This window comes from Hugenholtzia roseola DSM 9546 (assembly GCF_000422585.1).
GTDB classification, from domain to species: domain Bacteria; phylum Bacteroidota; class Bacteroidia; order Cytophagales; family Bernardetiaceae; genus Hugenholtzia; species Hugenholtzia roseola.
Map to the genome: position 1 here is coordinate 45,197 of NZ_KE383885.1, position 24,705 is coordinate 69,901.

20 protein-coding genes and 1 tRNA gene are annotated in these 24,705 nt (G+C 41.7%); 14 read left to right on the plus strand and 7 right to left on the minus strand.

The window, feature by feature from the left end:
* Nucleotides 1-790 precede the first annotated feature (790 nt).
* Both G500_RS25270 and G500_RS0117915 read left to right on the plus strand, forming a co-directional pair.
* Nucleotides 791-2,296, plus strand: coding sequence for a hypothetical protein (locus G500_RS25270; RefSeq protein WP_051203840.1), 1,506 nt, complete (start codon nucleotides 791-793; stop codon nucleotides 2,294-2,296).
* 71 nt (nucleotides 2,297-2,367) lie between these two features.
* The gene (locus tag G500_RS0117915) at nucleotides 2,368-4,533 is read left to right on the plus strand and encodes a T9SS type B sorting domain-containing protein (protein WP_086047961.1); all 2,166 of its coding nucleotides are present in this window, start codon (nucleotides 2,368-2,370) and stop codon (nucleotides 4,531-4,533) included.
* Between the two features lie 178 nt (nucleotides 4,534-4,711).
* Here the strand turns inward: G500_RS0117915 and G500_RS0117925 are convergent, their stop codons facing one another.
* On the minus strand, nucleotides 4,712-6,874 hold the full coding sequence (locus tag G500_RS0117925) for a DUF3352 domain-containing protein (RefSeq protein WP_027003541.1): 2,163 nt from the start codon (nucleotides 6,872-6,874) through the stop codon (nucleotides 4,712-4,714).
* 827 nt (nucleotides 6,875-7,701) lie between these two features.
* Between G500_RS0117925 and G500_RS0117935 the strand changes: the two genes are divergently transcribed.
* A complete protein-coding gene (locus tag G500_RS0117935) occupies nucleotides 7,702-8,592 on the plus strand; it encodes a TraB/GumN family protein (RefSeq protein ID WP_027003543.1) in 891 nt (296 codons plus the stop codon).
* 72 nt (nucleotides 8,593-8,664) lie between these two features.
* On the opposite strand, the gene G500_RS0117940 is transcribed toward G500_RS0117935, so the two are convergent.
* The 3 genes from G500_RS0117940 to G500_RS0117950 all read right to left on the minus strand — a co-directional run bounded on the left by G500_RS0117940 (nucleotide 8,665) and on the right by G500_RS0117950 (nucleotide 12,320).
* On the minus strand, nucleotides 8,665-9,435 hold the full coding sequence (locus tag G500_RS0117940) for an exodeoxyribonuclease III (protein WP_027003544.1): 771 nt from the start codon (nucleotides 9,433-9,435) through the stop codon (nucleotides 8,665-8,667).
* A gap of 72 nt (nucleotides 9,436-9,507) precedes the next feature.
* Complete coding sequence (gene fmt, locus G500_RS0117945; protein WP_027003545.1) at nucleotides 9,508-10,428, minus strand: methionyl-tRNA formyltransferase; 921 nt, start codon at nucleotides 10,426-10,428, stop codon at nucleotides 9,508-9,510.
* A gap of 77 nt (nucleotides 10,429-10,505) precedes the next feature.
* Nucleotides 10,506-12,320 carry a tetratricopeptide repeat protein gene (locus G500_RS0117950; RefSeq protein WP_027003546.1) on the minus strand — a complete coding sequence of 605 codons (1,815 nt, stop codon included), beginning with the start codon at nucleotides 12,318-12,320 and terminating at the stop codon, nucleotides 10,506-10,508.
* A 20-nt stretch (nucleotides 12,321-12,340) separates the two neighbouring features.
* Here G500_RS0117950 and G500_RS0117955 point away from each other — a divergent pair, with 20 nt between their 5' ends.
* From G500_RS0117955 to G500_RS0117995, 8 genes are all read left to right on the plus strand, one after another.
* Nucleotides 12,341-12,526 carry a hypothetical protein gene (locus tag G500_RS0117955; RefSeq protein ID WP_027003547.1) on the plus strand — a complete coding sequence of 62 codons (186 nt, stop codon included), beginning with the start codon at nucleotides 12,341-12,343 and terminating at the stop codon, nucleotides 12,524-12,526.
* A 224-nt stretch (nucleotides 12,527-12,750) separates the two neighbouring features.
* Nucleotides 12,751-13,458 (plus strand): hypothetical protein, encoded by a 708-nt coding sequence (locus tag G500_RS0117960; protein ID WP_027003548.1) that lies wholly within the window; start codon nucleotides 12,751-12,753, stop codon nucleotides 13,456-13,458.
* A gap of 81 nt (nucleotides 13,459-13,539) precedes the next feature.
* Nucleotides 13,540-14,667, plus strand: a complete 1,128-nt coding sequence (locus tag G500_RS24135) for an App1 family protein phosphatidate phosphatase (RefSeq protein WP_051203842.1) — start codon at nucleotides 13,540-13,542, stop codon at nucleotides 14,665-14,667.
* Nucleotides 14,668-14,849: 182 nt separating this feature from the next.
* Nucleotides 14,850-15,278 carry a hypothetical protein gene (locus tag G500_RS0117970; RefSeq protein ID WP_154657219.1) on the plus strand — a complete coding sequence of 143 codons (429 nt, stop codon included), beginning with the start codon at nucleotides 14,850-14,852 and terminating at the stop codon, nucleotides 15,276-15,278.
* 315 nt (nucleotides 15,279-15,593) lie between these two features.
* A tRNA-Val gene (locus tag G500_RS0117975) sits at nucleotides 15,594-15,668 on the plus strand.
* 312 nt (nucleotides 15,669-15,980) lie between these two features.
* Nucleotides 15,981-16,616 (plus strand): cytochrome c oxidase subunit 3, encoded by a 636-nt coding sequence (locus tag G500_RS24140; protein WP_051203844.1) that lies wholly within the window; start codon nucleotides 15,981-15,983, stop codon nucleotides 16,614-16,616.
* Nucleotides 16,617-16,669: 53 nt separating this feature from the next.
* Complete coding sequence (gene cyaB / locus G500_RS25275) at nucleotides 16,670-17,200, plus strand: class IV adenylate cyclase (RefSeq protein ID WP_051203847.1); 531 nt, start codon at nucleotides 16,670-16,672, stop codon at nucleotides 17,198-17,200.
* 44 nt (nucleotides 17,201-17,244) lie between these two features.
* A complete protein-coding gene (locus tag G500_RS0117995; RefSeq protein WP_027003551.1) occupies nucleotides 17,245-18,036 on the plus strand; it encodes a TatD family hydrolase in 792 nt (263 codons plus the stop codon).
* Nucleotides 18,037-18,256: 220 nt separating this feature from the next.
* Here G500_RS0117995 and G500_RS0118005 read toward each other — a convergent pair whose 3' ends face one another.
* Both G500_RS0118005 and G500_RS0118010 read right to left on the minus strand, forming a co-directional pair.
* Complete coding sequence (locus G500_RS0118005) at nucleotides 18,257-19,045, minus strand: hypothetical protein (protein WP_027003552.1); 789 nt, start codon at nucleotides 19,043-19,045, stop codon at nucleotides 18,257-18,259.
* A gap of 5 nt (nucleotides 19,046-19,050) precedes the next feature.
* Nucleotides 19,051-21,264, minus strand: a complete 2,214-nt coding sequence (locus tag G500_RS0118010) for a 7TM diverse intracellular signaling domain-containing protein (RefSeq protein WP_211220171.1) — start codon at nucleotides 21,262-21,264, stop codon at nucleotides 19,051-19,053.
* A 303-nt stretch (nucleotides 21,265-21,567) separates the two neighbouring features.
* Here G500_RS0118010 and G500_RS0118015 point away from each other — a divergent pair, with 303 nt between their 5' ends.
* Together G500_RS0118015 and G500_RS0118025 are read left to right on the plus strand one after the other, a co-directional pair.
* On the plus strand, nucleotides 21,568-22,023 hold the full coding sequence (locus G500_RS0118015) for a MarR family winged helix-turn-helix transcriptional regulator (protein ID WP_027003554.1): 456 nt from the start codon (nucleotides 21,568-21,570) through the stop codon (nucleotides 22,021-22,023).
* 294 nt (nucleotides 22,024-22,317) lie between these two features.
* Nucleotides 22,318-22,848, plus strand: coding sequence for a YceI family protein (locus G500_RS0118025; protein ID WP_027003555.1), 531 nt, complete (start codon nucleotides 22,318-22,320; stop codon nucleotides 22,846-22,848).
* Nucleotides 22,849-23,077: 229 nt separating this feature from the next.
* Here G500_RS0118025 and G500_RS0118035 read toward each other — a convergent pair whose 3' ends face one another.
* Nucleotides 23,078-23,770 carry a YggS family pyridoxal phosphate-dependent enzyme gene (locus G500_RS0118035; protein ID WP_035758014.1) on the minus strand — a complete coding sequence of 231 codons (693 nt, stop codon included), beginning with the start codon at nucleotides 23,768-23,770 and terminating at the stop codon, nucleotides 23,078-23,080.
* 470 nt (nucleotides 23,771-24,240) lie between these two features.
* Here G500_RS0118035 and G500_RS0118045 point away from each other — a divergent pair, with 470 nt between their 5' ends.
* Entirely contained in the window at nucleotides 24,241-24,603 is a 363-nt protein-coding gene (locus G500_RS0118045; RefSeq protein ID WP_027003557.1) for a hypothetical protein, read from the plus strand.
* Nucleotides 24,604-24,705 lie beyond the last annotated feature (102 nt).

The window sequence follows — 24,705 nt, forward strand, 5'->3', positions numbered from 1 at the left end:
AGTCGCAATCCTTGTTTTAATGGAAGAGGGTTTTTAAGAGCAGTCGATTAACTATTTCAAAGAACGTGGTCTGTACCACTTTAAAGCCCCCTTTTGGCGACATCACAAAGGTAGGAAAGACTTTTTTCAAATCCAAATCGAAGCCCAAAAATAGTCGAAAAAATTTTAAAGAAGCGTTTTTTACCCCAAAGTCGAAAGATTTGTAACTATTTTACAAAACTATTGACAGAAAGTCAGCCACTCCAATTTTTTAATGCTACTCTTTTTAGCAAAAAACATCAAAACAAAATCATCATATCCCTATACGCGCAATAGTGGCACTTTTTTTTCAGAAAAGGCGAATTTAATTATTTTTACAAATTACTACTTTTTTGTAGCGAAAAAATAAAAACACCGTTATTTTCAGGACAAAATGGCAGAATTTGAACTAAAATGAACCGTCGCCGAGGGCGTTGCCCGTCGGCGAGGTCTAAAAAAAACAGAATGGCGAAACTGGAGCTTCGCGCTACAAGCAAAACCTCGACGACGGCTAACAGCCTCGTCGACGGTTGGATGACGAAGCGGGAGCTTCGCGCTACAAGCAAAAACCTCGACGACGGCTAACAGCCTCGTCGACGGTTGAAGGAAAAAATAAAGAAATATAGGGCAGTTTGAAAACAGAGCGTTGCACAAGTCTGTTTTTTTTCGTACTATTGACATAGAATTGACCCTATTCGCATTTCGAACCCCACTTTCCTACCTGCCTTTGTAGCGGGTTTTGCAAGAATCTAACAGTTTTTAATAAAAATCTATGAAAACGACGTATCGGCTTACCCTTTTTACGCTGCTTTATAGCCTCTTTTTGGCTTTTGCCCTGCTACCAACAGCGACGGCGACTCACATTGTAGGTGGCGAACTTGAAATGGTGCATCTGGGTGGCAATCGCTACCGAATCGGACTCAACAAATACTTCGACGATGTCAATGGCAACCCCGATGCCATCTATCCGACAGCGATTATCGGCATTTTTTCGAAGGCTACCAATCAGCAGCGGCTGCGCGTAGAATTGCCCTTGCGCTCGAATAATTTAGTGCCTTATACTCAACCGCTTTGTGCTATCGGCGATTTGAAGGTGCGCCATATTTATTATTCTTTGGAAGTAACTTTAGACCCCAATAGTTTTGCCGAGCCTGCGGGCTATTATATGGTTTGGGAGCGTTGTTGTAGGAACAATATCATCGATAACATCATCGACCCACAGTTTGCAGGGCAGACCATGTACTTAGAATTTCCCCCCTTAGTGCGCAATGGCGGTCGCTTTCTCAATTCTTCGCCTGCCATTTTTCCGCCTCTTTCCGATTATGCCTGTGTCAATCAGCCTTTTTTCTTTGATTTTAGCGGTACAGATGCCGACGGCGACGAGTTGCGTTATAGCTTAGTTGCGCCTTTGAGTGGCAATAGCAGTTTTTCCGACCCCAGACCCGAACCAAGCCCTGCCCCCTATCCAACGGTGCAGTTTATCGGCGGCATTGGCGTAGGCAATATGATACCGGGCAGTCCGCCCCTGCAAATTAGCAATAGCGGCATTTTATCTGTAACTGCCTCACAAACAGGGCTTTATGTTTTTGCCGTTTTGATAGAAGAATTTAGAAACGGACAGAAAATTGGCGAAGTGCGCCGCGACTACCAGCTTTTGGTCATCGACTGCCCCACCGCCAACGCGCCTGAAGCACGCTACAAATCCAACGATTCGCCTAATTTTTATACCGAAGGCACAGTTTTAGAGTTTGAAGCAGGCGAAGATAATTGTGGCAAACTTTTTATCACCGATATAGATGTCAATTCGCAAATCAAGGTGCGTGCGCTCCCTGTCAATTTTGATGACGCAGGGGGAATTTTGCAGCAAACCATAGGAACGGTCAATGGCGCAGGCGATGTCCTGACCATAGATGCCTGTTTTCCGAAATGCCCCAATCCGAGTGGCGAACCCTATATCGTGGATTTTGTGATTGAAGACAACAGTTGTGCTGTGCCGCTTATGGATACGGTGCGCGTGCTGGTCAATATCGTAGTGCCGCCCAATTTGCCGCCCACCATTATCACTGATGCCGTCTTCGACCCCGTAACGCAATGTTATGAAGCCACCGTCAAGATAGGCGAACTGCTGACGGTAGAAGTTACGGGCGACGACCAAAATGACGACATCATCAGCCTTTCCGCTTTGGGCGATTTGCCCGCAGGCTCTAATTTTACAGGCGGCAAGGGTGCGCCCCCATCAAAGGCACTTTTACGTGGCAGCCGCCTTGTGATGCCCTAAACCCCGACGAAACCGAGCGCATCTACAACATTCGTTTTCAAGCCCAAGACGAGCGGGCTTGCGATTCTGCTATGATGGCAGAAACCTGTTTGAATGTAAAAGTCATTCGCGACACTACCGAAAACCTACCGCCCGAAATTACGACCAACCTCGATTTCGACCCCATGGCAGGCGTGTATCGATACGATTCCGTTTTTGTAGGCGAAACGGTTACTTTTCCCATCAACGCCACCGACCCCGAAGGCGATAGCCTTGCGCTTAGTTTTCTGCCCTTTAATTTTAGTGCAGATGGGCGCAATATTACCTTTGCACCCACCAATGGCTTTTCGCCCCTCAACGCCACCTTCACTTGGCAGACCTCTTGTAAGGATTTGGACAACCCAAGAGTGGCACAAGAATTTATCATGGACTTTATCGTCCGCGATTTCGACGCGTGTGGTGTAGCCGAAAACGCCGACACGCTGCGTGTGGTTGTGGTCTTGCTGCCGCGCCCCAACCTGCCGCCACTTATCACGACCGACATTCCCAACTTCGAAGCCGCCACCAAAACCTACCGCGACACGCTCACTTTGGGCGTACCCTATCAATTTAAAATCTTTGGCGACGACCCTAATAACGACAAAATCTTTATCACAGGAAATGGCGTTGGGTTTAATTTTGCCGACTTAGGGATTCAATTTACCCCCGTAGAGGGCTTTCCTATCTTAGAAACCGAAGTTGTGTGGAATACGCCTTGCGATTTGGTAGAAAAAATCAACTTAGGGCAGCCGATAGAAATGCGCTTCCAAATCCGCGACGAAAATCCCTGCGAAAATTCGCTCAACGAGGAAATTATCGTGATTTTAGTCGTGATGCCTCCCAATCCAAACAACCAAGCACCCGAAGCAAGCACTTCGCTGGTCTTCAATCCTGCCCAAGAACGCTATGAAATAGAGGTAGAAGTAGGGCAGCAGGTCAATTTTGATGTCTTTGCAGACGACCCCGAAAACAATTACCTACTCCTAAGCGGTGAAGGCGTTGGGTTTAATTTTGCCGACTTCGGCATGGAATTTACAGACGTAGAAGGCGTGCCACAGCTTGTTTCGCCCTTCAAATGGCAGACCCTTTGCGAGCATCTGGAAGGGCGCAACGAAAGGGAATTTCTCTTGCGCTTTATCGCTACCGAAAAAGTGGATTGTCAGCCTATTTTGGCAGATACCGCGCTGGTCTTGATACGCCTCCGCTATGCAGCACGCCCCAACGAAGCACCCGAAGTTTCCACTTCCCTTACTTTCGACAACGCCGCAGGGCTTTATCGTGTCCGCGCCGAAGTCAATCAGCCCCTTACCTTCAACGTCTTTGGCGACGACCCCGACTTAGACTTTATCGGCTTAGAAGGCTATGGCGTTGGGTATGATTTAAACGATTTGGGCATGCAGTTTGAAAATAGCTTCGGACAAGCCCCTCTTAGCAGTCCCTTCCGCTGGACTCCCGCTTGTGAAAATTTGGGTGCAAATAATCGCGACACTACTTACTTGGTAGAATTTTTAGTTACCGACATCGGCAACTGTGATAGAATCCTAACCGATACCGTCCGCGTAGAAATTTTGCTCACGCCTGATTTACGCAATACGCCCCCAACGATTGCGACAACCCTGACCGATTCGCTCAATGGCGTTTTTATCGTAGATGTCCCTGTGGGTACAAATATTAGTTTCGACTTGATAGGCGATGATGCCGACAACGAGCGTATTAGCCTTTCTGGTTTTGGGGTAGGGTTTAATTTGGCAGACTTGGGCATGCAGTTTGAAAATGTAGAAGGGCTGCCTACCCAAAGTAGCACTTTTAGCTGGACTCCCGATTGCAGCTTTTTGGACGGCGCAAGTGAAAAGACTGTAGAAACGCTTTTCATTGTGGAAGATGAAACCAAGTGCGGCTTGCGTGCCTCTGCGCCGCTTTCGGTGCGCATTACGGTACGCGACAACATTCAAGTAGAAAACTTCCTACCTGCCAACGTCTTTACCCCCAATAACGACGGCTTCAATGACACTTTCAGGATTCCAAACCTACCCCTCAATACCTGCGATAATCCGTTTGTAGGCATCAAAATCTTCAACCGCTGGGGTGTGTTGGTCTTTGAAAGTCAGGATAGAAACTTCGAATGGGACGGAAAAGGGTTTGCCGCAGGCACGTATTTCTACCTGATAGAATTTAAAGACCAAACCTATAAAAATTGGGTTTCGCTTTTGGTGGAATAAAAATTTTTGAACCGTCGCCGAGGGCGTTGCCCGTCGGCGAGGTTTTTTTTAAGTGTAGGGACAAGGCAGTGCCTTGTCCGAAGGGAGATTGAAATAAAAAAAGGTTTTCAGAGCCAAAATAGGCTTCAAGCCAAATTTTATTTCAGATAAAATTCGAACCTGCTGCATTTTTTTGGTTTTAGAAAAGCGACTTAGTTTGCAGTTTTTGCTCCTCTCCGTTTTTATAGCGTCTTCGCTCTATCATTTTTCCGTTTTCGTCATAGAATTTCCATACGCCATCGGGCAAATCATCTTTGTAGTTGCCACTGATGCGCAATTTTCCGTCTTGATAGACACGATAAAAGCCGTCTTTTTTGCCGCCCCGTATCTGAAATTTGAGCCGTTTTCCTTCCTCATCGGTGCGTTCCAAAGTCTTGCGGATTCGGTAAAAATCTGCCGAGCCAACTTCGGAAATATCGACCATTTCCTGCGGATTGATATTTAACAAATCCTGTAAACTGCCCATCAATTCTTCGGTTGCCTCTGTTTGCTCCTGCTCGCTGCCCAGAAAGGCGGTCATTCTATCTAAAAGCGAACTTTGCGAAGTAATGGGGATATTGTCCAATTTTTCGCGCCTTAGTGCCAAAACTAATTGCTCTTTCTGCCTTACCTCTTGTGGCATCTCGAAAAGGGTAGCCAAGCGGGTATCAAAATTTCCGCGCGATTCGCTTAGTTGTAGGGCAAATTGTGAAAAACAGATAAGATAATCTTCATTTCTTTTCATACTTTTCCACGTATCAGGCTCTACCATACTGACCATCGAGCGCATCAGAATTGGAGTCTTGGTATAAAAGAAAAAGTTTGAGCTTTGGTCAAATTCCTGAAAAAGGGTCTGAAAATCAGCGTCTTCCGTCAGGACAAGGCGAATACGGTAGTCGTCTATGATGCCTTGTAAGGTGGTCGGGCTGTTGCTAAAAATGACGTAATCTTCTATGATGGTAAAATACGGTTTTTCAATTTTATCAAAATATTTTCCTAAAATAAACTGAAAAAAACCTTTTATCGCCAAAAAGCTAATCTTATGCCCACGATGTTCTAAGGTTTTGAATTTGGCGGGTGAGCGTTTTCGAATTTGGTCGGCAATAAATTGCAGGTTCTTTTTTGCCTCATTGATATTTTTGGTCTTGATAATCAGGGCAAATTCATCATTTGCCTTTCTGCCGCTGCTATGCGGTTCGGTCTGGACAACGGCAATTTCATTTCCTACCCAAGAGAAAAAATGCTCCTCTAAACTTATCTTTAAAAAAGACTCTACCCGTTCTACATTACGTTTATAGGAATTGTACTGCACTGTATCGGAATCTTTTAATAGCGATTGAAAATTGGTAGTAAAAGTTTCTAAATTATCAAAAGTAAGACTAAAATAGAAAGCCGCTCTTTGCGAAATAATGCGAGGCGCAGTGATTTTGCCATTCCCCGAAAGGGCAAGCGCACGCAAATAAGTGGCTAAGGTATCGTTCAGACTGCTATATCCGTCCAAAGAAAGAAGTGTTTGCTTGTCGTTTTCTTTTGTCTTCAAAGTGCCTCCCGAAAAAAGTGTCGCCTCTGCAATGCTCTGCATATAGGGATTGTCCTGCGCCAAGACCGCCTGCATGTAGTTTTGCAAGTAGCGATAATTAACATACAAATTTCCGATACCATTATTGGAAAGGTTCGATTCGACCATCTTAAACTGTTTTTGGTCGCTAAAATAGGGGGCAAAATGTTGGTCTATGGCAGCTTCTACCAAAAGGCGCGTATAAGAACAAACCAAAAGATTATCTATAAAAGCTACTGTCAAGACGCTTTTATCAGCCTTATTTTCAAACAAAAAAAGCGGATACGCCTTGTAAGAAGCCGTATCGAGGGTCTGCCCATATTCTTTCAAATAAGGACTCACTAAGTTTTGAAATTGTGATTCTATTTTAATAGGCAAATCTACGACATATAAAAAGTCATATTCTTTCTGATTGTAGAGGTGCGCCGAAATAACGACATCGCGTTTTGCCACCCATTGCAGCCACTCTTTTTGCTCATGGATAAAGTCGGTGAGCGTCTGTGCCGCACTTGCTACATCTTTGAGGCTATCTTGTTTGGAAAGGTGCTTCCAAATGGCACTTTCGCTAATTTTCTGCCACGCCTCCATCGGATTTTCTGTTTCTATCATATAAACCGCATCTTCGGGGATAACCCTGAAAGGCTCATGGCTTACAAAAACCAAATTAAAATATCGCAACACCAAAAAGAGAAGTAGCAGACCTGCCGCCACGAAAAAAAGCCCAAAAGCTCCTTTGCGCAATTTTTTTTTCGTACTTGTGTTCATAAAGGCTATCTAAAAATAGAAGTCGAGTAATAAGAGTAAAGATAAGGCAATGCCACCATAAATCCAACCTTTGCAGAAAAAAGAAGGACGCTATCCCGTTTTACAGGTTCTAATCAAAAATGTTTTTCACTTTATTATTTGTTTTAATTTTATATAATTTTTTCAAAAAACAACACTATTTAAAAATTTACTTTTAAATTTAAAAACGCACTGTATAGGGCTTTGATTTTCTAAAATCTTGAAAAAGAAGCACTTACACAAAGTTTGTCGTATCGAATCTAAAAAATAAAAACCTGCCACCGAAAGAAAAGAACGGTTTTTTGAAAAAAAGTAGAGCTTGTATAGCGATTGTATAGGAAAGAAAGCAAACCAATATTGCGACACAGGTGTATATTTGTCAAACCTTCGGGGCAGCCTCCTCAAAAGAAAAAATGCAGAAAAAATAAAGAGAAAACAGAGAGAAAACACAAGGAAACTTCCATAGCACCAACAGAGAAAGAAAGCATTGCGTTCCGCGCCCCAACTATTTTGTTTCGCTTTTACGATAAATAGTATCCCAACCGTACTATTTCATACTGAAAAAGCCCTCCCTATTTAGAGAGGGTTTTTTATTTGAACTTCACTTTGAGCCTGATGCCTGCTAAAAAATGCCGCTATTTTCTGTACTTCAAAAATACGCAAAACGGCTCTTTGCTACGTCAGATAGGATTTTGAGAGCGGAATCGCCACTTCTGACAAAAAAATATGGAAAAAAAATATTAGACTTGGCTTCTCTTGTATCGCCTTTCTAAGGAAACACCTCCAAACTCATCAATCTATTTTAGAAAATGACACAGAAAAAAACACTGCTTTTTGCCCTCTTTTTCTTTTGCGCCTTTCCACTTCAAGCACAACTGCTTTGGGAAATTACAGGAAAAGGACTAACCAAACCCTCCTACCTCTACGGCACTATGCACGTAAGCGACGCGCGTGCCTACACACATATAGAAAAAATTTCGCCTTACCTCAATACCTGCGAAGTCTTGGCAGGAGAAATGGATTTGGACATAGACCCCAATGCTTCTGCGGCAGCCATGATGCCTAAAATGTTTATCAAAGGCGATACCACGCTCAAAGCGTTGCTCGACTCGGCACAGTATCAGGAAGTAAAAACTGCCCTACAAGCCAAAATGCCCATGATGGTCGCGATGATGGATAAAATACAGCCTATTTTTTTAGTGGTCTTTCTCTCTGATGCTGCCAATGCAAAAAAGACGGCGAGTGCCGATTCGAGTAGCCGACCGCCGCTGGATTTGTACCTACAAAGGAAGGCAAAAGAAGAAGGCAAAGAAGTAATAGGATTGGAAACGTTGGGCGAACAGCTCGATGCCTTTACCTCTATTTCTTTGCAGGAGCAGGCAAAATTATTGGTCGAAAGTGTAGAAGGGTTGAAAAATGCCCAAGAAAATGGCGGCAAAGACCCTACTATTGAAAAAATGCTCGACTGGTATGCCGAAGAAAATCTGGACGAACTTCAAAAAATTGCAACCCAAAGTAGTTCGTTACAGCTCAATGAAAACCTCCTGCTCAAACGAAACTACCTGATGGCAGAGCGCATTGCACCCAAAATAGCCGAAAAAACGCACTTTATCGCCATTGGCGCAGCCCATCTGGGAGGCGAAGAAGGCGTTATCGCACTTTTGAAGAAGGAAGGTTTTGAAGTGAAACCCATTCAGTAGTTTTTAGAAAAACCTATCTACTTTTTGAAAAGTAGATAGGTTTTGAATTTTGAAAGGTCTATCAGACAAAAATTAGACAAAAGAAAGCCAAACAGGGCAGTGGTCGGAATGAACAGCCTCGCTGCGAATTTGACAATCTTGCAGACGAGGGGCAAAACTATCAGTTACTAAATGGTAGTCGATGCGCCAGCCCAAATTTTTCTCACGCGCTTTGCTGCGATAGCTCCACCAAGTATATTGCTCTGCCGCCTGCGAAAAGACGCGAAAAGCATCTACCCAACCTAAGTTGATGAAATCATCAAACCACGCCCGTTCTTGGGGCAGAAAGCCCGTCATTTTTTCGTGCTTTTTAGGGAAATTGATGTCGATGGGCTTGTGGCAAATGTTGTAATCGCCGCTTAGGATAAGATTGGGGATAGTTTTGCGCAAAGCCTCGATGTATTGGGTAAAATCTTCCAACCATTCGTACTTAAAATCCTGCCTGCTATCGCCCGAAGTTCCCGAAGGCATATAGACGCTCACGACCGAAAAGGTATCGAAGTCGGCACGCAGCACGCGCCCTTCCGCATCATATTTGGGGTTGTCCATGCCATAAACGACCGCTTTTGGGCTGATTTTGGTTAGGATAGCCACTCCGCTATACCCTGCTTTTTGGGCAGGAAAAAAGTAGCTTTCATAACCTAAGTTGGCTAAAAAGGCAAGCTCTTTTTCTAACTGCTTGGGCGTAGCCTTCACCTCTTGTAAGCACACGATGTCGGGGTTTTCGGCTTCAAGCCATTCTAAAAAGCCCTTTTTCACTGCTGCACGAAAGCCATTGAGATTATAGGTAATCAAAGTTGGCATAGTATTTTTTTAAAAAAGAAAATAAAAATATTGTTAAAAATATTGTTAGGATTTTATTTTGTGAAAGGTAAATTATAGCTTGTTGCCGCGTAAAAATTCGCTGATGCTCATTTTCTTTTTGCCCTCTGCCTGCAACTGCTGTATTGCCAAATAGCCGTCGGGGATTCGGATATGCAAAAAACTTTTGCCGTCGGTGCGAAATTCACCCATCATAAGTTCGCTGGGGGCATCATCTTCTATAAAATCGGCTTCGAAGACTTTGTAGGCTTTGTCGTTGAGGCGCATACGTGCCATGGGGTAGGGCGCAAGTCCGCGCATAAAGTTGAGAATATCCTCGCCCTTTCGCCTAAAATTGATAAAGGTATGTTCGGTAAAGATTTTGGGGGCAGGTTTGAGGCTTTCGGGGTCTTTGATGATTTGCTTTTGCAGCGTATAATCGCCTTTTTCTATCAGCCTAACCGTTTTGAGAATTAGCTCCGCACCCTTGATTTTGAGCCTATCATAGAGCGTCCCTGCGGTGTCGTCTTCTTGTATGGCTTCTTTTTCTTGTAGGATAATATCGCCTGTATCAATTTGGTGTTGAAGGAAAAAAGTAGTAAGCCCTGTTTCCTTTTCGCCATTGATGATTGCCCAATTGATAGGGGCAGCACCGCGATATTGGGGCAACAAAGAGGCATGCAGATTGAGCGTTCCCAGCGGCGGCATATTCCAAACCGCTTCGGGCAACATTCTAAAAGCCACTACAATTTGCAGGTGTGCGTTCAAAGCCTTCAATTCTGCCTGAAAATCGGGGTCTTTCAAGTTGGTAGGCTGAAAAATGGGCAAATTAAGCCTGCGAGCCGCCTGTTTTACCTCCGATTCCTGCACTTTAAGCCCCCTGCCTGCGGGCTTGTCGGGAGCGGTAACTACGCCTACTACTTTGTAGCCGTTTTGTACCAAAATTTCTAAGGACGGAACGGCAAAATCGGGCGTTCCCATGTATATGATGCGCATAAAGGAGCTAAATTTTAGTGCTAAATTTTAATAAAGATTAGAAAAGAACAGTTGCCCTGCCGCCTCTACGCTCATTTTCAGAGCGACATGATAAAATCTATCAGATTTTCATCTGTATTAAGTTCAAATTTTTTGCGCAATCGGTAGCGGCTCATATTGACGCTATCGGGCAAGATATTGAGCAAGACTGCCATTTCTTTGGTGCTAAGATTGAGGCGAAGCAAGGCACAGAGGCGCAATTCGTTGGGCGTTAGGGCAGGAAACTGCCTTTTGAGGCGGGGGAAAAAATCGGTATAGACTTGCTCGAAGCGGCGTTGGAACTCCTCCCACTCTTGGCTAAAACTTTGTTCGTTATGGGTCAGAATTTGAATCCGCTTCTTGATTTTGGCATCAATGTCTTCTTTTTCAATCTGCCCTACCACTTCTTCTAAGGCTTGCCGTTTTTGCACCAAAAGAATGGTAAAGGAAAGAAGCTCCTGATTTTTACGCGCCAAAAGTTGCTGTTGGTATTGCAACTGCCCTTCGAGGACTTCTTGTTCCAAAAGGGTATTTTTCAGTTGTAATTCGGTCTTTTCCTTCGCTAAAGCTTGGTTCTTGATTTTGGCTTGCTGTTTTTTATACAAAACCAGACCAAAGGCAAGCAGCAGCAAGACCAGACCCACGCCGCTTATCAAGACTTTTTCTTTGCGCTCATTTTCCAAATCTAAGGCTAAAATTTGGTTTTGTTGCTGTGAAATTTCTTTTTCTTTCTTTTCCGTTTCATAGCGCACCTCCATTTGAGCGACGGCGTTGGTCTTTTCTATGCCAAACAGAGAATCGACCCAAAAAAGTTTTTCGGCTAAGTTGAAATACGCATTTTGATAATCTTTTTTCCCTGCAAAAGCTTCTGCCAAAGTGCCGTAGGCATTTTTTATCCACTCCTTGTGTTGGGCTTCGAGTGCTAATTGTTTGCCTTTTTCGGCGGCGGCGATTGCCTGATTCCACTCTTGCAGTGCCATCTCGATATGTGCCAAGTTGATGTAAAGTGCGCCCAGATTTGCCGTATTTTCGCCTTTTTGGGCAATGGCTATCGCTTTGGTCAGGAGCATTTGTGCCTCTTTGAGCTTGCCGACGCGCTTATAGAGCATGGCAGCATTGCCGTAGTGTGGATAAAGGGCTTTTTCGGGCAGCACTTCATTACCCAATTCGAGTGCTTTTTCTATCAAAACCAACGCCGAATCGTATCTGCCAAGCTGTTTGAAGGTAAGGGCAAGGTTGTTGTAAAAATGAAAAGCCCACTCTTTGCCCACTCTTTCTTTGGCAGAATCGGTCTGATTTTGTAGGTAGGAACGCGCCTTTTCTAAACCCTCGCGATAATAAATAAGTGCTTTTTCATACTCTTTCTGATAACGATAGAGAATCCCTTTGGTATTGAGAACAGAAATGGTTAGTTCCTCATCTTCCAATGCTGCGGCTATCTTTTCGGCTTCTAATACTTGGGCGAAGGCTTTGTCGTAATCGCCCTTCATGCGAAAAGCGATAGCACTATTGAGGGCGGCTTGGGCGATATTTTTGCGTCCTTGTTTTGTTTGGAGATTTGCAAGCGGTCTAATTTTTTCGAAATAAAATAAGGCACTATCATATTGGCTATAATGTTCGACTTTTATTTTTCCTAATTTTAGATATGCGTCTATCTTGCCTATGTTAGAAAGAGTTTTTGCTTGTTCCAACTGCCAAAGAAAGGGCATTACCGAATCGTATTGATGCTTTTGGTAGTATTTGGTGATGTTTTGTTGTAAAAAAAGGGTATCGGGAACGGCACGCAAAGAGAGCGAAAAAAATAGGGAAAGCACAATCCAGAAAAGACCTACCGTTTTTTTTCTACCTAAAAAAAGAGCGATAAATTTTGACATAAAAAAGAGAAATAAGGATATTGACCAACAAAAATAAGCAGAAAAAGCAGAAAAAAGCAAGCCCGAAGCAAAAGCGCGTAGGCTTACTTTGTACCAATTCCCTCCATGTAGGCGAGGAAACAACTTTTTATTTTGATAAAAAAAGCCACTCCGACAAAAAAGATGCGATTTTTGCAGAGGCTACCACGAGCAAATTACATATTTAAAGCCCGCTTTTGGAAAAAAGGTTGTAAGAAAGACCAAAAATAGCTATCTTTGGTCGAATTTTAAACAATCGAAACCTAAGCACCGACACAAGTTAGAAGCCACTTGCGCACAAAGGCTCTCTATTTGCACTTGCCACTTCTCAAAGGCAGCTCCGCCTTCCTATCCTGCAAGGGACACCAATCCTACCCTTGTCGTTATCAAAACTATTCAAATTTTTTATCGTATGAAAAACAACCTACCCTCCTTGTTTGCCCATTCGTTTGCTTTTTTTGCTAAACTTTGGGTCTGCGTATTGGCTTTTTCGTTTTTGTCGGCTTCTACGGTCTTTGCACAAGACGACGAATGGATAGAAGACCCTATGGGAAAACCTGTGGTTTGGGGCAAATTGCTGGATAAGCCCACCGATTCTACCCTCTGGACGCAATACATGGGCAAAGATTGGACAGCCATGAGCAGCAGTGAGCGCGACAAAGTCAATAATTGGAAACAGGAGTTAATGCTAAGAAGTTTGGCAAGCAACGAAGCCGTCGTAGGCTTTGTCATCACCGAAGATGCCTCTGACGGCTTTTTTATAGACGAAGCCGCTTTTCGCGAATTTGAACGCCAAATTGAAGCCGCCAAAAATAGCAGCGCGTACAGCACCATTTCCTTTGCCGACATGCAGGGCATAGAAGCCGTCGTGATGCCTGAAAGGGAGGGCATGGCGGAATTGAAACAAAACATTGCGGAAAATTTTGTCATCATCGAAGATTTATACAAAGAAATTTACGAGGAGCAAGGACTTACCTACACCTACTACCGCGATAAGCACCCCGACGGCAAGTACAACCAAGTAAAATGGATAGAAGACATCGAAGCCGATTTGCAGTCCATCAAAGAAAGACAACTCAAAAAATTGCGCGATAAATACCGCATCACCTCTTCCGACTAAGCCAAGAAGCCCTACGAAAATAGACACAAAGAGAGCCAAAAGCCCAAAGTTTAGCACACGCGATTCGCAATCTTTCTTGACATGCACAAAAGCCGCAACCTGTATCGCAACGTCAGGCGCATGGCGCGTTATCCTGCCAAACGCCTCAAACTAAGCCTCAAACACTACTTGGGCTGGCTCGATGAGCCGCTTATCATGCCCTATCATAGCTTTGGCAACGAACACATGGTACGCATCAGAGGGCGCGTATTGGAAAATAGTGGCATTTTGAAGACCAAGCGCAAAAATCGCCTCCACCGCAATCTCTTGGCTATGCTCAAACGCTATTTGAGCGATACCATTCCCGAAATGCCCGTACAGGTTTCTTTTTTGGGGCGCGATGCCTTAGCACAAACCGACGAAGATGGCTTCTTTGAAGTCTGTATCCCCCTTTCGAAAGAAGAAAAAGCGCAATCCAAGCCCTATACGTGGCAGAAAGCCCATATCCAACTTTTAGACAAACAAACCCAAGACCCCATTTACTACCCCGTAGAGGCGCAGGTCTTGATGCCGCAATCAGAAAAGGCGCAGTTTGGTATCATCTCCGATATAGACGATACCTTCCTACTTTCGCACGCCACCAAGCCCTTAAAAAAAATATACCTACTCCTGACCCGCCATGCGCACCGCCGAAAGCCAATGGAAGGTGTCGTTCATTTTTATCAAGCCTTGAAAAAAGGCTATAATGGTCAGAAAGAAAATCCAATTTTTTATGTTTCGAGTAGCGAATGGAATTTGTACGACCTATTAGAAGATTTTTGTCAGCACCAAAATATTCCGCAAGCCCCTTTTTTGCTGCAAAAAAAAGATTTGAGTTGGAAGGTTTGGAAATCAGGTACGGGAAATCATTTTCATAAAATAGACAAAATAAAACAGATTTTACAAACTTATCCTAAACTTTCTTTTGTACTTTTAGGCGATAGCGGACAAAAAGATGCAGAAGTCTATACTCGCATTGCCCTAAAATACCCGAAGCGCGTATCGGCTATTTATATCCGCGACATTGGCGATTTAAAAAGACGCAATAAAATTAGAAAATTAGCCGCTTATTTAAAAGAAAAAAACAATCTTGACCTTGTCCTGACCCCTCACACTGCACAAATGATGCAGCATGCGCAAAAGGCAGGTTTTGTTCAAACTTTTCTGAACAGCCCACTGATAAAAAAATAAACAAGAGAGAAAATAAAAAAGGGAAAAAAGAACTCCGCCTTAAACACTTTTCTGTTTTTTGTGTTATGAAAGCGTAACTCGAAGCTTCAACAAAAAAAGATGGATACTGCTTTTTGTTGAACCTTGCAGTAATCCACCTTTGTGCCTTTACGAAACGTCCTTCACAAACAAAAAACTTACGCATGACTACCATCACACACTTCGAGGAAAAGTTTGGCAAAATCTATTACCAAGAAAATGCCGACTACTATGTAATTCAACCCAAAGGCTTTCTACAAATAGAGCAATGGGAAACGCTTTTAGGGGCAGTGCTTCAACTCTTGATGAAGAAACGTTTTCACAAAGCCCTTGCCGACCATACCCAGATGAAGCTCATCAATAAACAAGCCAGCGATTATATCGCGCAAGTGTTCTTTCCGCGTGCGATAACTTTAGGGCTAAAGCGCGTGGCAGTGGTGCAGCCCAACGACGCTTTTGTGGAAATCACGACCGAAAAGGTCTATGATGCTGCTCGCGACAATTCGCCCGATTTTATAGATGCCACTTTTGGAAGCATAGAAGCGGCGCAAAATTGGCTTGCCAAACAAAAAATCAGTTCTATGGCGAGCTAAAAAACGGTTTTTGTTGTTATTTTTTATTCTGTTTAGGTGAATCATAATCGAATAAAGTGCTACGCCTTTGGGGTAGCACTTTTTTTAGTGCCGTTGCTCTCACCCAAAAGCCTGCCAAGAGCTAAAATATTACCCCAAACAAACTACCTGATTTTCAGACACTTTTTTTTAAGCCTCTTTTTTTTTGCTTTTTTTCTAAAAAAAATGTCGTCAGAATTTGGAGGTTACAAAAAAAGGCTATACCTTTGTGTCATCAAAGCGGAACGAAAGGTTCTAAAACAAAAAAAGAAACAATTTTTGTTTCAATCCCCGAAAGGGCGCATAGCTCAGCTGGTTCAGAGCACCTGCCTTACAAGCAGGGGGTCATAGGTTCGAATCCTATTGCGCCCACTTATACACGTCTATTTTATAGCGTTTGACTGTTTAAAGCAATCGAGCTAAAAAATAGATAAGACTTACAAGAAATACAAAAGAGCCACTTTTAAAAAAGTGGCTTTTTTTTGTTACTTTTATTATTTTTTCAAACCCCTTGCCTCTATTTTTTCATTTTTGCTGCCCTTAAAAGTCTGTTTGCTATTATTTTTTTCGCCTTTTGCATTTTTAACTTGACTTTTCACAACAAAAGTCCTATCTTTATGCTTAGAATCGTATCGCCCTTTCTTTCCGTCAAATTTATTCCCTACCTTATTCAAGTCTTATGATATGCAAAGGCAAGAAAAAGACCTCGAACTTCACGAACAAAACCTGCTTAGAAGAGTAGAAAGACAGCACCCCTATCTTATCATGCTCTATTTAGGAATTGCCAGTATCGTAACCATTTTTTCATTTTTGTTACTGCTTTTAGCCATTAGTCCGCTGCCCGAAGAGAGTGTAAAGGCGGAATTTTCGCGCTACCCTTGGCAGTTTGCAGCAAGTAGTTTCTTTATCTTATTGAGCAGTTTTGCGATAGAAAAGGCTCGCCAAAGTTTTTTCCGCGATAATTTCGAAAAGATGGCGATTTATCTCAATATCACCAACATTTTGGGCGGTATCTTTGCACTTTTTCAAGTCATGGGCTGGCTGCATCTTTACCAAACAGGCACACAACTTTCAGGACACGCCTCTGGTGCTTATCTCTACATCATTTCGGGGCTGCATTTGGCGCACCTTCTGGCAGGGGTCTTGTATCTGGCATACTACGCCTTTCAGATATACAGCAAGGGAAAAGACTCGGTACAGGTTCTAATTGCAGTAACAAACCCTTATGAACACCTAAAACTCAAAATGGTGCGTACTTATTGGCACTTTATGGGCATACTTTGGGTCGTATTGGCTGCGCTGCTTTATATTTTGATTTAAAAAAATAACAACCCTATAAAACTTGACCGTTTTGTAGGGTGAATCTTTCAAACATGAACGAAATAGAAGTTAAAATTTTAGAAATAGATAAAAATCAGGTTATTGAAAAATTGCGCCGTTTGGGTGCTATCCAAACTTTTGAAGGCGAATTAGCCGCCATCTACTACGACTATCCCGAAAATACACTTGGGACGGAAAAAAAAGTATTGCGCCTGCGAAAAAAAGGTACAACTAATGAACTTACCTTTAAAGCTGCCCTCCCCAATAGCGAAAATAGTTTTGCCAAAGAAATGCAGGAAGAGGAAGTTTTTGTAACAGATTTTGAAAAAATGGACTTGATTATCAAGCACTTAGGTCTTGTTCCTATTCGCTCCTTTTCTAAAAAGCGCACTTCTTTTCAGTACCAAGATTTGCATTTTGAAATAGACGAGTATCCCAACATTCCGCCCCTTTTAGAGATTGAGGCACAAAGTAAGGAACGCTTATTAGAAATACTTAGCATTTTAGGATATAATTTAGACCAAACCTCAAACTTGTCGAGCTTTGGTATTTTGGCACATTATCAGGTGTCCGATACAAAATAAACTTTTTTGAAAACGATTTAAAATCTTATTCTATCAAAATTCCTATGTCTTTTATTGATACACACGCCCATATTTACGACAAATCCTTCGATAAAGACCGAGCCGAAACGCTCAATCGCGCACGTCAGGCAGGGGTGAGTCATCTCTACCTCCCCAATGTAGATAGCACCAGCATCGATGCCATGATGGAAGTGGAGCTTCAAAACCCCGATTATTGTACGGCACTGATGGGCTTGCACCCCTGTTCGGTCAAAAAAGATTTTGAAAAAGAACTTTATATCGTAGAAGACTGGCTTCACAAGCGCGAATTTGTAGCCGTCGGCGAAATTGGTCTGGACTTTTATTGGGACACGACTTTTATGGAACAACAAAAAGAGGCTTTCAAAATTCAGATAGAATGGGCAAAAATGCGCCAAATACCGATTGTCATTCATACGCGCAATTCCACAAACGAAGCCTTAGATTTGATAGAATCAGTAAATGATGATAACTTGCGTGGCATTTTTCATTGTTTTGGTGGTACAGAAGAACAGGCAGAACGCATCAAGGCGGCAGGTTTTCTAATGGGTATCGGTGGCGTTGTTACCTTTAAAAATAGCGGACTGGCTGATTTTCTACACAAAGTCGGGCTTGAACATTTGGTTTTGGAAACAGATGCCCCCTATTTAGCTCCTGTTCCGTATCGTGGAAAGCGAAATGAACCTGCCTATTTAGAATTTATTGCTAAAAAAATTGCAGAAATATGTAACTGTTCGCCTGAAAAAGTAGCCAAACAGACAAGTCTGAACGCCAACGCACTTTTTGAAAAAAAGAAATTTTTGAACGAAAAAGTATAAGAATACTACAAAAACTTTGTCTTTTTGATGGCTTTCAAAGTCTTTTTCAATGCCCAAAGCCAATTCAAGAAAAAAGGCAAGCGGTTGTAGTGCCACACCCAAAAGGGTACTTTGCTCGCACCAAATCTTTCATAAAAATATGCCACTTCTAAGGCTTGCGCACTCTCGAAATCGAAAAGGGAAGGCGAAAAACTGCTACTTTGGTGGCGAAAAAAAGCATCTAAAAGCCAAAGTCGTCCTTGATTGGCTCTATATTTCTGCCTGCCTGCATTAAAAATATAAATGTGCCATTTCTGCCAAGAAAAAATAAGAATACCTGCCTCAATTTCATTTTGATTAAAGGTATAAAAATTAGACAAACTGCTATTTTTTCTAAGACTTGGTATAATTTTTTAAAGATAATCGCTGCTTTTTTATCAATTCCTCCCACTATTTTTGAACTAACGCTTTCTTCAAAGAGTGCATACAACTGCTCTGGTTTTAGATTTGAACCTATCTGAAAAAGCCCTGCCTTGTATTTTTTAGCGGCTTGACGCAAATGGTAGCGTTTGTCTGCGTCGTATCGTTTTGAAAGTTGTTCGTAAGAAAGTTGTAAATCTAAATGGTGCGTGTAAAATGTTTGAAAATCATACTTTTTTTTCAATGTATTGATGACTTTTTCCTGACCTACGTGAAAATGATAACGACTTGCATATCTAAATTTTTTTTCTACTATTTTTAAAAATTCTAACCATAAATCTTCTTCTATTTTTTGCATAGAAAAAAGCCCTAATTGCTGACAAAAAATTGGCTGTTTTAAATAGCGAATATAATATTTTCGTTCCCAAGGCAGCGGCATCACTGCCACATAACGCTCATTTTCCAAGCCTACCACTGCCGCCCAACGCCCTGCCGTTACCGCATCTAAGTACCAAGAAAGGGCATAGGGCAACGGATTGATACTATTTTGAATACAAAAATCCCATTTTTCTTTGTCAATATCGTTTCTTTCTAAAAATTTTAGTTGCATCTTTTCTACACTTTAAAGCCCATGACAAGTACGTCATCAATCTGCCTTTGTGTGCCGCGCCACTTGTGGAAGGTTTCGGTCAGGATTTCATATTGGCTTGTCATGGGCAGTTCGTGAATTTGAAAAAGCAAATCGCGCAATGCCTTAGAAGTAAATTTCTTGTTGCGCTCGCCCCCAAATTGGTCGGCAAAACCATCAGAAAATAGATAAAAATGAGAAGCATTTTTCAGTGATAGTGTATGTTTTGAAAAGATAATTTTACCTTTTCTTTCGTAATTTTTTTCTCCTACCGAAAAGATATTGCCTTTAATAAATTCGCCTTTGCCATCTTCTATATAAAAAAGTTGGTTGCGTGCGCCTGCAAAATAAAGCGTGTTGGCTTCTTTATCAAAACAACAAATCGCAATGTCCATGCCATCTGCAATTTGGCTGTGTTGTTGGTGTTTGAGGGACTTATGCAAACTGGCATGTAGCTGATTGAGAATTTCGTCGGGCTGTGTAATTTGTCGCAATTCTATAATTTCATTTAGTAAGTCATTGCCTATCAAGGACATAAAGGCACCGGGTACGCCATGCCCTGTGCAATCTACCGCTGCCAAAATAATTTTTTCGCTCCCTGCTTGCACAATTTTTTTAGCATAATAAAAATCGCCGCTCACAATATCGCGCGGTTGGAAGAAGATAAAATGTTCTTTTAAATGCTGTTCAAAAAAACTTTTTTCGGGCAGCATTGCCTCCTGAATCCTTTTGGCATAGGTGATACTGGCGGTAATGTTTTGATTTTTGCGCTCGATGATAATATTTTGACTATTTAATTTATCTAAATTTTGTATCAGTTCCTCGTTCAGCATATTAAGCTCTTCTGTTCGTTCCGATACTTTTGCTTCTAAAACTTTGTTTTGTTCTGAAATCAAATTTTGGTTTTCTTCTAAAAGTTCCATAGATTCACGCTGCGCCTTTGCATGCTCTTTTTTATAGAAATCTATCTGCGCCGCCACAGCCAAAGCCAATAAAATCATTTCAAGCAATGCGCCCACATGGGCTGCATTTTTGGTAAAGGTAGTGTAGGGGAGTATTTCCAAGCCTGCCAACACAAAAATTATCATACCAATTAGATACAACCCCCAAGCCAAAACCACATACAAGGCTAATTTGAAGCCCTTTTTCCAAATAACAAGGGCGGCAATAAGGGTAAAAGGCGCGGAAAAAAGGGCAGAAAGTTGGTTGGTAAGCGAGGCAAAAGTTTTGAACCCCAATAAGGCAGCCAAAATCGCTAAAAGAAAAGAGGCTGAAAAGAAAAGTAAAATTCTATTAAAAACAAGACTATTTTCGCGCATTTTCAGATAATAACGCACAAAAAGAATACTAAAAAAGCCATTCCCCGCGTGAAAAATGGGGGCATATTGATTGACAATGGGAAAATTGCGCCAGAGCCATTCGAAGCCATGCCCTCTTAATTGCATAATGGCTAAAAAAGAAAAAGTAAGCATTAAAGCATAATAAAGATAAAGTTTTTCTTTACTTGATAAATAAATTACAAAGTTATAAAAAAGCATTATCAAAAAACAACCATATAAAATACCTTCTATTATATCAATTTTGTGGTCGCGCTCGTAAAAATAAAGAGGCTGCCCAATGCCCATTTTGCCCTGAAAATAGTCGCTTTTAAGGTGTACATAATAGGTCTTTGCCTCCAAAGTGGGAATTTGTAGCGGAAAAAGGAAGGCATCTGTTTGAATAGGGCGGCTCTCAAAGTCTTGGGATAGCCCTGTTTTGTAGAGAAGCAAAAGTTGATTTTGTGCCTTTTCGTACAATTCTACATCTGCCAAAGCCCCATTTAGTTCTAAAATCCAGTTATTTTCCGAAGTTTCATTGTAAAAATCTAATTTCACCCAAATACAATTTTTCCCATTTCCTACGTGCAGGGTCGCTTCGTTGGGTTCTTTTCCTTTGAAGGTAGTAAAGTTTTGCTTTAAAATTTCGTTGGCAGGCAGGTTTGCTGTTTCGTCTTCAAAGTAAGCGTAGGCTTCTATGGGAAAAAAAGCCTGCATCGCCTTTTTGTCTTGTGCAAAATTTAGGCGGAGCAGCAGCGAGGTGGAATCGGGAAAAAGTGCCGTTTGTGGCGTTTGTGCAGAAACTGATTTGAAAAAATAAAGAAAAACAAGAACTAAAAACACACAAAAGCGGAACTCAGCTAAGACAACTTTCATTTTTTTCATTTTCATAGAAGCAATAAGCAAAGGCAGGCATAAGGGTCTGCAAAGTAGAGTAAAAAAACGGCATTGCCAAACGAAAAGCCTAAAAAAATGTTAAAAAAAACAAAAAAGTACGACTTTGAAAGCTAAAAAAGGTAGCTATTGAGGGGCTATACCAAGTCAGAAAATATTTTTGACTTTTGGGAAGTAAAAATTAGAAATTTAGAAGCTAATTAGGAAAATAGACAAAAAAGTACGATATTTGCAGAGCCTCGTGAGAAAAAAAAGTTGTAGGTACAATTTTATCAATTCAATCTTTGATACAAAATGAAAATAGAAGACGAACTTCAAATGAGCCATTTCAAAAGTGAGATGCAGAAAGCCCATCTTAATATTCTCTTTACTGCCAGTTGGTTGCGAAGCCGTATGCTACCACGTTTTAAAGCCTTTGGCATTTCGAATGAGCAATTTAATGTCTTGCGTATCTTGCGCGGGCAGAATCCTAAGTCGCTCTGCGTGCGCGATATTAAAGAACGTATGATAGATAGAAACTCAAATACGACGCGAATCATAGACAAACTCCTTGAAAAAGAGTACGTTAGCAAGCAAACTTCGGAACGCGACAAGCGTGAAATAGAGGTCTATATCAGCGAAAAAGGCTTGGCTCTTTTAAAAGAGATTGATGATGATTTTGAAAAAGACAATCCTCATTTGGCAGGTCTGTCTGCTTCGGAGGCACAACTGCTCAATGCACTTTTAGACAAATTGCGCGATACGCCTTGAAAAGGAGGCTACAAAAGGACAAAAAATGATGGAAAAAATGAGAGAGAAAATAACGAGGAAAAAGACAAACCAAGCGACAGGAGGAGTGGCAGAAAAGATTTTTTCCTAAGATGTTGATTTTTTCTAAAAAAAATAAGTGTAGGTACAACAAAAATAATAGTTGTACGTACATATATCTGAAAGCCGCTACCTGCTCGTCTTTGATTTGATACAACACAAACCCCACAAAGACCGAACAAGGCAGGTATCGCAATCTTTACAAAATATATTTCAAAACCAATTATTTCTTACAACATGGCAACTACTTGGCTCATCGACCCTGCACACTCTGAAGTTCAATTCAAGGTAAAACACTTAGTCATTTCTACCGTTACGGGAAGTTTCAAATCTTTTTCAGGCTCTTTAAGTGTCGAAAGCGACGACTTCAACGGAGCTTCTATCCAATTTGAGGCACAAATAGAGAGCATCGATACGGGCATAGAGCAGCGTGATGCCCATTTGAAATCAGACGACTTTTTCAATGCTGCAAGTTTTCCTACTCTTTCCTTTGCTTCTACCAAATTTGCTAAAAAAAGTGATACAACTTATACATTAGAAGGCAATCTAACGATAAAAGGCGTAAGCAAAAGCGTAACCTTAGCCGTAGAATATGGCGGCACAGCGACAGACCCCTACGGCAACGTAAAGGCAGGTTTTGAACTTTCGGGCAAAATCAACAGAAAAGATTTTGGCTTGAATTGGAGTGCCGTAACAGAGGCTGGCGGCGTAGTGGTAAGCGACGAAGTGCGCCTTTTGATGAACATTCAGGTAGCAAAACAAGCCTAATTTTCGTAGAAATCTGCTTTTTAGAAAAATTTAATTTCATCTTGGTCAAAACCCTAAATAATTTTTATTTAGGGTTTTATTTTGTAGCTTGTTTTTAAGACCTAAAAATGGGCTTTGCAGGAAAGGCGCAAATTTCGGCAAGAGGCTCATTTTCAAGCATTTAGTTTAAGTATTTAGTAAGATAGAAAGGACTATTTTACAAGTTGGCAAAGGCGATTTATCTGCTTCTTTATCTGCTTCCAAAAATGGCACTTCCTACCCTAACAAGGGTACTGCCCTCGGCGGCGGCAATTTCAAAATCGCCACTCATGCCCATAGAAAGTTCGGTAAAATCGAGATTAGGTGACTGATAGTTGTTTTTTATTTGGTCAAATAGTGTTTTTAAAGTAGCAAATTCTTTTCTAATTTGTGCTTTGTCTTCTGTAAAAGTAGCCATTCCCATCAAACCTTTCAGACGCACATGCGCTAAATTGTCAAAAGATTTTTCTTTAAATATTTGATACAATTCTTCTTCCGAAAAGCCAAACTTTGTATCTTCTTTGGCGATATGTACCTGCAAGAGGCAATCTACGGTACGCCCCAAGGCGGCGGCTCGCTTATTGATTTCTACCAAAAGTTCCCAATTATCGACAGAATGAATAAGGGTAATAAAAGGTACAATATATTTCACTTTATTGCGCTGCAAAGTGCCAATCAAATGCCATTCTATATCTTTTGGCAGCAAGGGCTGTTTGGCAAGCAACTCCTGTACTCTATTTTCGCCAAAAACTTTCATGCCTGCCTGATACGCCATTTCTAAGACTTCTACGGGGTGCGTCTTGGTTACGGCAATAAGGCGGGCGTTTGTATTTGCCAATTTTGCGTGAATGTCCGCGATTCTTTCTCGTATGACTTCGGTAGAAATAGGGCTTGATAAGGACATAGTAGGAAGTTTTTAATTTTTATGGAAATTGTAGGAAGCAGAATAAGGGACTTGCATGGTTTTTGCTAAGGAGGAAAGAGCCTCGTTCCACTTTTAAGGGCTTTTCGCCTATTCGAAGGTGGGACAAAAATACACAAAACCGCCGTCTTTTGTGGTCTGTTCGGACGATAAAAGCGGACGAACTCGGTTTTGAGCGCGAAAATTCAAAAGAAGCACAAAAATTACATGGCTTGGCAGCCTTTTTTACTAAGAATTTTTAACATTCTGACGGTATTGCCGTTTTTTTGCTTACATTCGAGTTTGGAAAAAAACATCATCATAAAAAATAAAAAGGGGAGAGTTGGTCGTTCCTTCAACTTTCACCTGCCTTCTCAAAACAATTAGACAAAGACGCACAAATGAGGTTGCGATACCTGCGCCTTTGCTGCTTTTTGCCTCTTATCATTTCTATCCTTTAAAACAAAAATACCTTGAAAAAATTATTTTTTATACTTGTTCTCTGCGCCAGTTGCTGGATTAGCACACAGGCACAGGCGCAATTAGACCCCCAAAATCCGAAAGTAGCACAGCTTTCCGCCGAAGAAATTGAAACATGGAAGGGCAAACAGAGCCTTGCCGATTGGGAAGCTACCTTTGGGGCTTCTGCCGAATGGAATCCGATGCAGATGGAGTTTTATAGTCAAATCAAACTATTGGCACTTTCGGCAGAGGAAAAAGAAACACTCAAAGCCATGAGCGACGAAGAATGGATAGCCAAACATGGCGAAATGGATAGTTGGGCAGTGGATATTTTGCTGCTCTATTCGCTGGTGCAAAATTTGAAAAATGAATAAATTTATCGTATTTGGTTTTGCTTTAAAAAAGGACAATTAGTTATATGCTATTTGTCCTTTTCTTTTTACTCTAATTTTCCAAACTCCTCCTCGCCTTGCGCT